The organism is Brachybacterium phenoliresistens, from assembly GCF_000576425.1.
In the GTDB taxonomy this organism is placed as follows: Bacteria; Actinomycetota; Actinomycetes; order Actinomycetales; family Dermabacteraceae; genus Brachybacterium; species Brachybacterium phenoliresistens.
Genome location: NZ_KK070019.1, coordinates 1 through 10092, shown reverse-complemented (window position 1 = coordinate 10092; position 10092 = coordinate 1). Strand labels below are relative to the sequence as shown.

The window sequence follows — 10092 nt, the reverse complement described above, 5'->3', positions numbered from 1 at the left end:
CCGCGAAAGCGGCTTGAATTTGCTACGCCAAGAGAGGTATTCTCCGAGTACCTGTTGCGCTGACCGTTAGAACTCGCCCGCGTCAGATGGTACGCAGAGCTGCAATTCCTCGAACGGCCGGGACGAGCATCCCGTCCCCCGCACCCGGACGGCAGGCTCGCGCCGCCATCGACCTCACGCGACGGAAAGGACCCGGCCCTGCCAGGGCGTCGACCTCAGACGACGGGGAGGACCAGGCCCTCCCGGGACATCGGCCTCAGGCGAGCGAGGAGAACAACCCTCCCCGGGCCATCGGCCTCAGGCGAGGGAGAGGACGACGCAGCCGTGGGGCTCGAGGGCGAGGTCGTACCAGCCGTTGTGCGGGGTGACCTCGGCGCCGGTCCACAGCTCGTGGCCGGCAGCGCCCACGGGCACGTCGAGGTCCTCGGCGTGGATGCGGCGCTGCTCGGCCCGCTCCCCCAGCCAGAAGATCGCCCGGACCTCACGCTCGCCCACGCGCACCCGCCACACGACGAGGTCACGGTCGCGGAGGTCTCGGCGGGGGTGTCGGGCAGATGCCCGCCCATCATCAGGGGCGAGCGCCCCAGGTTCCACAGGGTGAGCATGGTGCGCTGCTCGGCGGCGGTGAGCCGGCTGATGCGGTCCTCGCCGACATGGGCGCGGATGCCGATGCGGCCCAGCGGCAGCATGTCCAGGTCCGCGAAGCCGCCCTCGTGGTCGACGGCGGCCCAGCGGGCGGCGCGCTGGAACTGCTCGCGCAGGTCGTCCCAGGTGTCCCAGAGGTCGTCGGAGACCCGCCAGGCATCGGCCGATGCGGCGAGGAAGGGCGCGTGGACGGCGGAGAGCTCCTTGCCCGGGGACAGGCTCAGCAGCATCGGCCGCCCGCTGCGGTCGATGGCGGTGCGCATCATGGCGATGTCGGCGCGCTGGATCGGCGGGTAGAGGACGTCGTCGACCTTCACGTAGTCCACGCCCCACTGCGCCAGCAGCGCGAAGACGCTGTCGTACCAGGCCTGGGCGGCAGGATGGTCCGCGTGGACGCCCTCGAAGTCGGGGTTCCAGGGGCAGCGGTTGTCGGGGTCGGCGAGGTCGCGGGCGGTCGCGTCGGTCCCCAGGATCGGGGTGTCGAGCTCGACGGCGCGGCGCGGGATGCCGCGCATCAGATGCACGCCGAAGCGCAGGCCCAGGGCGTGGATGCGCTCGGCCAGCGGCGCGAAGCCCGCGCCGTCGGCCGCGGAGGGGAAGCGCCCGGGCGCCGGGAGGGGACGGCCGACCTCGTCGACGAGCGCGGCGGAGACCTCGGCGTAGTCGGTGCTGCCCGGCTCCGGCTCATACCACTGGATGTCGACCACGATCGTGTCCCAGCCCTGCGGGAGCAGGTGCCGGGCCATGTGCTCGGCGTTGGCGATCACCTCGTCCTCGCGCACGCTGCCGCCGAAGCAGTCCCAGGAGTTCCAGCCTCGCGGCGGGGCGGTCACGGTCGGTCGCAGGGGCGACGGGGTCATCGAGATCCTCTCGTGGCGGTGCCCGGAACGGCCCATGCCGCCGGGTGGGGGGTGCGCGCCGCCGGGGCGGGCGGCGCGGGAAGGCTGCTGGGGCTGGGCAGTCCCACCTGCTCGAGGAAACCCTCGAGGGCGAGCACCGCCATGCCCAGGCTCACCGATTCTCCCGCGGTGTCGGTGAACTCCATGCTCACGCCCGCGCCGGGTCCGGGCAGGCACTCCTGCTGGATCCGCTCGCGCACCCGCTCGCGCAGCTCCGTGCCGGCGTAGCGGGTAATCCAGCCGAGCACCGAGACGTGCTCGGGGTTCAGGAGGTTGACGAGGTTGCCCAGGCCCGCGGCGAGATGGTCCCCGGTGCGCAGCACGGCCTCGCGGGCGGCCTCGTCCCCGGCGGCCTCGGCGCGCATGAGCTGCTCGATGAAGGCCCGATGGTGGCGCACCTCGACCAGCGGATGGTCGGGGGCGATCTCCCCGAGAGTGGTGCGCATCCCCTCGACGCCGACGTACGCCTCCACGCAGCCTCGGCGGCCGCAGCGGCAGCCGCGGCCCTGCCACACGAGGGTGGTGTGGCCCCATTCGCCGGCCGAGTTGCCGCGGCCGCGCACCAGCTGGCCGTCCAGGATGATCCCGGCGCCGACGCCGGTGCCCAGGTTCACCGCCACGAAGTCGCGGAAGCGGCGCCCGGCGCCGAACCACAGCTCGCCGGTGGCCATCGCCATCAGCGGGTTGTCGACCCGGACCGGGGCGTCGACGGCCTCGGTGAGGGCATCGGCCACGGGCACGTCCCGCCAGCCCCAGTTGGGGGCGAAGACGTCCACGCCGCGCACCGTGTCGACCTGACCGGGCAGGGAGACGCCGGCGTGGAGGATCGGCTCCCCGCCGAGCGCCTCGCGGCCGCGCAGGGACCGAAGGGCCCCGGCGATCACCGCGGCGATGCTCTCGATGGACTGCGCGCCCGGGTCGAGCTCGACCTGCTCGCGGTCGACCCGGGCGAGCGCCAGATCGTAGACGTCCAGGCGCACGTACGTCTCCGCCACGTCGATCGCCAGCAGGCGGCCGCGCTGCGGGTTGGCCTGGAAGGTCACGGTGGGGCGGCCGCCCTGGGAGGAGATCCGGCCGGCCTCGCGCAGCACCCCCTCCTCGACGAGCTCGCCGACGAGGGTCGCGACGGTGGCGGGGCTCAAGGCGGTCTCCGCGGCGACCTGGGCGCGCGTGACCGTCCCGCCGGCGTAGACCGAGCGCAGGACCATGAACCTGCTCTCGTTGCGGATGTCCTTGGACGTCTTCGTTGCCATCGCTCCCCTCCGGACGTGCGGCGGCCGGTCGCCGCTCAGCTGAGGGCGTCGGACCAGCTCGCGCCCCCGAAGATACCTCCTCCCGCATCCAGCGGCTCGACGAGGAGGTCCACGACGGGATCCGCGGACGGCAGGTACGAGGCGGGGATCCACGAGCGTCCGGCGTCCCCGCCGGCGACGGCCGGGGCGCCGAGCACGTGCCGGGAGACGGCCCGACCGCCGGCCACGACGGTGACCTGCACGTCGGTGCCCTCGAGGTCGAGCTGCACCCCGGCTCCGGGAGCACGGTCCGAGCGCAGGCGGACCTGCAGCGCCCCGCCGGCGGGGACGGTCAGCGGGAAGGCGGCCGATGTCCGCTCCCGCTCGGCGCCGATGAGGGCGGTGAGCTCCTCGCGCGGGAGCAGGCGCACGCCGCGCACCCCGGGCGCCAGGGCGGTGAGCAGCTCGGCGCGGCGGACGAAGCCGTCCGGGACGTGCGGGGCGCGGATCGCGACCTCGACGGCGCCGGCGGCCCCGCCCGAGGTCCCGGAGCCGCGGCCGATGCCGGCCGGCGTCCCGGCGTCCTCCGTCGTCCCGGCGTCCTCCGTCGTCCCGGCGTCCTCGGCGGCTCCGAGCTCGAGCACGGGGTCACCGGGGGCGAGACGTCGCTCCGGGCCGCCGTCGATGCTCACGTGCACGGGACGGCTCAGGCCGTGCAGGCGCAGCAGGGCGTGCCCCTGCGCCGGCAGCGGCAGCTCCCGCACGTAGACCGCGTCCTCGCCGAGCCGGGGGCTCGACCAGCCGCCCAGCGGCCGCAGCGGCTCCTGGGCCTGGTCGGCGCCGCCGGCACGACGATCCGGGAGGCGGCGCACGCGCCATGTGTCGGTGACGTCCTGGGCGTCGACCACGGCGTGCGCGGTGCCGATGCCGCGCCCCGCCCCGAGGGCGAGGGCCGGGCGGCGGGCGTCGTCGAAGTTCGCGCGCCCCCAGGTCTCGGCGATGATCGAGACCTCCCCCGAGACCTCGTCGGAGGCATCTGCGGCGCCAGAGGCATCGGCGGCATCGGGAGCACCGGAAGTATCGAGAGCACCGGAGGCCGGCAGGAGGGAGACCGGCGCTCCGTGCGGGACGTGCACCCCGCGGTCCTCGCCGCCTGCGATCAGGCGGATCACATCGGCGGCTCCCCGCAGCAGCAGCTCCCGGGTTCCGGCGGGAAGGCGAAGGTCGGCGCGCAGGCGGCCGTCGCGCAGGCCCAGCTCCTCGGTGCTCGGCACGGCACGGAAGGCCTCGCCGGCGACGGCGGTCCCGGCGGCGGCCGTCGGCTCGGGCAGCGCGGCGACCTCGAGCGCGGGCGTGCGGCGGGCGGGCTCGGGATCGGCGACGCCCTCCGGCACGGGCGCGAGGGCGACCCGCACCGTGCCGGACTCGGCCTCGCCGTGGCCGGCGAGGTCCAGCGTCCCCTCGGGGGTCTCCAGCAGGACGCGGGCATCGGCCGGCCCCTCGAAGCGGAGGGCGAGCGCGCCGTCCGCGCCCCGGTGCACGGCCACGAGCTCGGCGGTGGCCATCCGGATCGTGCCCTGCGCGCCCCAGGGCGCCAGCGGCACGTCCAGCGCCCAGAACGGGCACGTTCCCGCGGGAACGCGTGCGGACAGCGCATGGGCCTCATGGCCGGTGCCGGCGGCGGGGAGGATCCGCACCTCGGCGTCGCGGCCGTGGACCTCGGCGGGGCCGATGACGTGGCCGCCGCCGGGCAGGGCCAGCGCACCGCCCGCGTCGATGCCCTGCACCCCGGCCTGCTCGAGCGGGACCGGCGCGGCGGCGGCCAGGCGCTCGCCCCAGGCCTCCAGGGTGCGGGTCAGCCGCACGGCCTCGTCGTACTCGGGGCGGCGACGGCCGTCGGGGCCGATGTAGCCGCCGAAGTCGTAGTCGTGGGTCATGAGGTTGCCGGGGTCGCCCCAGTTCCCGGCCGAGGGCAGCAGCAGGTGGTTGAACCCGGAGGTCTGCAGGTACGGCGCGACCAGCCGTGCGCCGGCGAGGATCTCCCGGCGCAGGGTGCGGTGCATCCGGTTGGTCTCGGTGACCAGCAGGGGGAGATCGCGCGAGGACAGCTCCTCCGCGTAGTGGCGGGCCTCCGCGTCGAAGCTCGTGGACTCGTCCGAGGGGTACAGGTTCACGGTGGGCACCACGCCCTCGACGTCTCCGCTCGCGCCGTGCAGGTCGCCCTGCCCGGCGCACGCGATGATCGGCACCTCGATGCCGGCTCCCCGGGTCCGCTCGGCGAGCCAGGCCTGGTAGGCGGCCGGGTCCGGGCAGTCGAAGAAGTCCAGCTCGTTCTCGATCTGCACCAGGGCGACGGGCCCGCCGCGGGTGGTCTGGGCGGCGGCGAGGACCGGCATCACCGCGTCGTACCAGCGGCCCACCGCCTCGAGGTAGTCGGGGTCCATGGTGCGCACCGCGATGCCGCGGCCGTGCAGCCACCAGGGCAGGCCGCCGCCGTCGGTCTCGGAGCAGATGTAGGGCCCCGGGCGGGCCATGACCAGCAGTCCCTCCGCGGCCGCGAGGTCCAGGAAGCGCCGCAGGTCCCGTTCCGGGGAGGTGAGGTCGATGCTGCCCTCCACCTCCTCGTGGAAGCCCCAGTGCACGTACAGGTCCACCATCCGGTAGCCGGACTCGCGCACCCGGCGCAGGCGGTGGGCCCATTGATCGGAGGGGATGCGGAAGGGGAAGACCGAGGAGCACAGGAGGATCGACGGCGTGCCGTCGAGGCCCAGGCGCCCCGCGGAGAGGCTCAGCGCGGTCATCACTTGACCCCCGCGCTGCCGGCCGACAGGTTCATCTCGTACATGTATCTCTGTCCGAAGTAGTAGATGATGATCATCGGCAGCGACAGGAAGATCGAGCCGACCATGATGAGGTTCCACGGCGGGGTCTGCAGCTCCTGGCTCGTCGAGGTCAGGTACTGCACGCCGAGCGCGAGCGGCATCTTGTCCTCGCTGTTGATGTAGATCAGCGGGCCCATGAAGTCGCCCCACGCCGCGGTGAGGGTGAAGATCGCGATGGCGATGAGGATCGGCGCCATGAGCGGCAGCACCAGGCGCGCATAGATGCCGAAGTAGCCCAGCCCGTCGATCGAGGCGGCCTCGTCCATCTCGTAGGGGATGCGGGTGACGAACTGGCGCACCAGGAAGATGTTGAAGGCGTTGGAGAAGAACTGCGGCACGATCAGCGGCAGGAACGTGTCCACCCAGCCCAGCTCGCTGAAGATCCAGAACTGCGGGATCATCGTGATCTGGGCGGGGATCATCATCGTCGCGATGACGATGAGGAACAGGGCCTTCTTCCCCGGGGCGCGCAGGCGCGCGAAGGCGTAGCCGACCAGCGAGCTCGAGAGCACCTGGCCGATGGCCGAGGTCACCGAGATGATCACCGAGTTCACGATGAAGCTGCCGACCGGGAGGCTGGTCTGGAAGATCCGCACGAAGTTGTCGAACCGCCAGTCGCGCGGGAGGATCGTCAGCTGTCCGGTGGAGACCGTGGAGTCCGAGGACAGGGCGATGGAGATGACGAACACCAGCGGCACCATGAAGATCGCCGAGAGGATCACCAGCAGGCCGTAGGTCCCCGGCCCGGACCGGAAGGCGTGCATGACGGGTTTGCGGGAGCTCATGAGCGCACCTCCGACTCGTAGAACACCCAGCGGCCGGAGGTCGCGAAGGCGAGGGCGGTGAAGGCCATGATGACGACGAACAGGATCCAGGCGATCGCCGAGCCGTAGCCCATGTGGTAGAAGCGGAACGCCTCGTCGAACAGCATCGGCACGGCCATCTGGCTCGCATTGTCGGGGCCGCCGCCGGTGAGGATGAAGACCTGCGCGAACACCTGGAACGAGCCGATGATGCCCATGATGAGGTTGAAGAAGATCACCGGCGTCAGCTGCGGGAACGTGACGGACCAGAACTGGCGCATCGAGGAGGCGCCGTCGATCTCCGCGGCCTCGTACAGCTCCTTGGGGATGCCGTTCATGCCGGCCAGCAGCAGGATCGTGCCGCCGCCGGCCTGCCACAGCGACATGAGGATGAGGGCGGGCTTGACCCAGGCGGCGTCCATGAGCCAGTTCGGGCCGGTGATCCCCACCAGCGAGAGCGCCTGGTTCAGCGGGCCCGCCCCGGGGGCGAACACCATCTGGAAGATGAGCGCGACGGCCACGATGGGGATGAGGTGGGGCAGGTAGACGAGGGTCCGGAAGAGCTTGCGGAACCGCACCTTCTTGTTGAGGAGGTTCGCGATGAACAGCGAGACCGCCATCCCCAGGGGCACGGAGATGATCGCGTAGTACGCGGTGTTCCCCATGACCTTCCAGAAGATCGGGTCGTCGGTGAGCAGGGTGATGTAGTTCTCCAGCCCCACCCAGCGCGGCGGCGTGAAGGAGTCCCATTCCGTGAAGGAGAGGTAGATCGAGAAGATCATCGGCCCCAGCAGGAAGGCCAGGAACCCGATCACCCAGGGAGAGATGAACAGGTAGAACAGCAGCGCCTCCTTGCGGCGATGCGGGGGCATCTTCGCGCGGGGCGGGCGGCCCGCCGGGCCGGGGACGGTTCCCCGGCCCGGCACGGCGGCGGCATCGACGACGGTCACGACGGCATCACTCGCTGGGCTTGATGACGCGCTCGAGGCGGCTCTGGAGGTCGTCCGCCGTGGTCTTCGCGTCGGACTCGCCCAGCCAGAAGGAGGCCATGGCGTCGTCGACGGACTTCTGCATCTCGTTCCACTCGGGGATGAACTTCGGCGTGAAGATCATGTCCGCGGACTCGGGGAACGCCTCGAGGTTCGCATCGGCCTCGAGCCACTCCGGGTCCAGGAAGGCGTCGCTGCCCTGCAGCTCGAGGTTCGCCGGGACGTCCTGGCCGAGGTCCGCGATCGGGGTCTGGCCCTCGGCGGAGGTGAGGAACTGGATGATCTCGAAGGAGGCCTGGGGGTTCTTCGCCGCGGTCGGGATCACCAGGGCGGAGCCGAAGGCGCTGACGGCCTTCTCCTTCCCGTGGAAGAACGGGGCGATGTCCCAGTTCAGGCCCTCGATTCCGGCGTTGCCGCCCACCGCCCAGAAGCCGGTGGAGTTCATGGCCACCAGGCCCTGCTGGAAGGCTCCGTCGGCCCCCATCTCGGGGCCCATGTTGGAGTAGTCCACCGCCGTCGGGGCGACCTTGTGGGTGAAGTAGAGGTCCTGGGCCCACTGCAGCGCCTCGACGGCCTCCGGGGAGTTCACGCTGGGCGCGCCGGTCTCGGGATCCAGCACCGCTCCGCCGTTCTGGGCGACCAGCGAGAACCACTGCGGCCACCATCCCACGCCGCCGTAGCCGAACTGCCCCTTGGCCGGGTCGGTGAGCGCCTTCGCCGCGTCGAGGAAGGTGTCCCAGTCCCAGTCCGCGGTGGGGTACTCGATGCCGGCGGCGTCGAAGAGGTCCTTGTTGTAGTAGAGGACCATGGCGCCCGAGCGGTCCGGGATGCCGTAGGTCTTCCCGTCCCACCGGTAGTTCTCGCCGACGGGCCCGAAGGTCGCGGCCATGTCCAGGCCGGCGGCGGAGATGTAGTCGTCCAGCGGCACCAGCTGCTGCTTCGAGGAGTAGACGTTGACGTTCTCGGCGACCTGCATGATGTCCGGGCCGGTCTTGGACGAGATCATCGTCTGGACCTTCTGCTCGTAGTTCTCCGAGGGGATCAGCTGCAGCGTGATCGTGTAGTCGGGGAACTTCTCCTTCGCCAGGTCCACGCGCGCCTGGTAGGCGATCTTGTCGGCCTCGCCTCCCCAGACGGTCATGACCAGGTCCTTGTGGTCCGGGTCGGACTCCGGGGTCCCGCCGTCGCCTCCGGAGCCGCCGCCGCAGGCGGCCAGTCCGAGGCCGGCGCCGGCCGCGCCGGCTCCGGCGAGCAGGCTGCGGCGCGAGACGGTCCGGGAGATCGGGGATGTGGAACGGGTACGGCTCATCATCGTGCCTTTCGTCGGGGCGCGATCTCCGTTCCCGGCTCGTCCCGGGGCCGCGGGCTCCTCTGCCCGCCGATCGCGACAGCCCTTAACCTAACCCTTGCCATAAGAGGTGTCCAGCCGGTGCGGGTCACAAGAGGGTCTCGCCCCGAGGGCCGGGGAGCGAGGGCATGCCCGGACATGCTCGACGGGGCCGCCGCGGGGCGCCACCTGCCCCGAGGGCAGGCGACGCGCCGCGGCGACCCCGTCGTGCGGGTCGCCCGGGGGTCGCCGTGCGGAGGGCGCGCCGTCGCCGGCGCGCCGCCGCGGATCAGGCCAGCTGCAGCTCCACGGTCGTGAAGGAGTGCGGCGGCAGGACGATCTCGAGGCCGCGCTCGTGCGGGCGCACGTCCTCGAGGGCCACGGGCGCGACGGCCTCGGGCTGCTCGGGCGTGTTGTGCGCGGCCGTGCCCTCGCCGGTCAGGACGCGGGCGCTGAACCCGGCGACCTCGCGGCCGCGCAGGTCCAGCACCACGGTGCGCGGCGCGGAGGCGTCGAGGTGGGACAGCGACACCAGGGCGGTGCCCTCCTTGGTCGAGGCCGAGGCGGAGATCGCCGGCAGGGCGCGGCCGTCGACCACGCGCGGCTCCTCCTCCAGCAGCACGTGCGCCGCGAGCGAGGCCGCATCCTGGTGCCCCTTGTTCATCGCGAAGACGTGGTAGGTCGGGGTGAGGACCAGAGCGCCCGAGTCGGGATCGGTGAGGATCATCGCCTGCAGCACGTTGACGGTCTGGGCGATGTTCGCCATCAGCAGCCGGTCCGCGTGGCGGTGGAAGCCGTCGAAGTGGAGGCTCGCCACCAGGGCGTCGCGGACGGTGTTCTGCTGGTACAGGAAGCCGGGGTTGGTGCCGGGCTCCACGTTCCACCAGGTGCCCCACTCGTCGAAGACCAGCCCGACCTTCTTCTCGGGGTCGTGCTTGTCCATGATCGTGGCGTGGCGGGCCACGAGCTCCTCGGCGCGGGCCGCGCGCGCGAGGGCGAGGTACCACTCCTCCTCGCTGAACTCGGTGGCGGAGCCCTTGTCCTCCCACGGCCCGGTGTGGGTGTAGTAGTGCAGGGAGATGGCCTGGTAGGAGAACCCGGGCGAGCCGGCGCCCTGCATGAGCGCCTCGGTCCAGTCGTAGTCGTCGATGTTGGCGCCGGCGGCGATGCGGGTGACCGTGTTGCCGGCGTGATCGCGCACGAAGGTCGAGTACTGACGGGCCAGGGCCGCGTACTCGTCCGCGCGCATGTTCCCGCCGCAGCCCCACGTCTCGTTGCCGATCCCGAAGAACGGCACCTTCCACGGCTCGTCCCG

Annotated in this window: 7 protein-coding genes; all 7 read right to left on the bottom strand. The window is 72.1% G+C overall.

Going from position 1 to position 10092, the window contains the following annotated elements:
* Window positions 1–215: 215 nt before the first annotated feature.
* Window positions 216–1505, bottom strand: coding sequence for a glycoside hydrolase family 27 protein (locus BF93_RS18660; RefSeq protein WP_051487223.1), 1290 nt, complete (start codon window positions 1503–1505; stop codon window positions 216–218).
* Window positions 1502–2797, bottom strand: a complete 1296-nt coding sequence (locus BF93_RS18655) for an ROK family transcriptional regulator (protein ID WP_084148706.1) — start codon at window positions 2795–2797, stop codon at window positions 1502–1504. Before BF93_RS18655 ends, BF93_RS18660 begins: the two co-directional genes overlap by 4 nt.
* A gap of 35 nt (window positions 2798–2832) precedes the next feature.
* Entirely contained in the window at window positions 2833–5577 is a 2745-nt protein-coding gene (locus BF93_RS18650; protein ID WP_051487221.1) for a beta-galactosidase, read from the bottom strand.
* Window positions 5577–6443 (bottom strand): carbohydrate ABC transporter permease, encoded by an 867-nt coding sequence (locus BF93_RS18645; protein WP_038374760.1) that lies wholly within the window; start codon window positions 6441–6443, stop codon window positions 5577–5579. Before BF93_RS18645 ends, BF93_RS18650 begins: the two co-directional genes overlap by 1 nt.
* Window positions 6440–7411: a carbohydrate ABC transporter permease gene (locus BF93_RS18640; RefSeq protein ID WP_232226501.1), complete on the bottom strand. Its 972-nt coding sequence runs from the start codon at window positions 7409–7411 to the stop codon at window positions 6440–6442. Before BF93_RS18640 ends, BF93_RS18645 begins: the two co-directional genes overlap by 4 nt.
* A 7-nt stretch (window positions 7412–7418) precedes the next feature.
* Window positions 7419–8759: an ABC transporter substrate-binding protein gene (locus BF93_RS18635; RefSeq protein ID WP_051487224.1), complete on the bottom strand. Its 1341-nt coding sequence runs from the start codon at window positions 8757–8759 to the stop codon at window positions 7419–7421.
* 307 nt (window positions 8760–9066) lie between these two features.
* A partial coding sequence (locus BF93_RS18630; protein ID WP_038374759.1) for an alpha-L-arabinofuranosidase C-terminal domain-containing protein occupies window positions 9067–10092 on the bottom strand: 1026 nt, incomplete at its 5' end.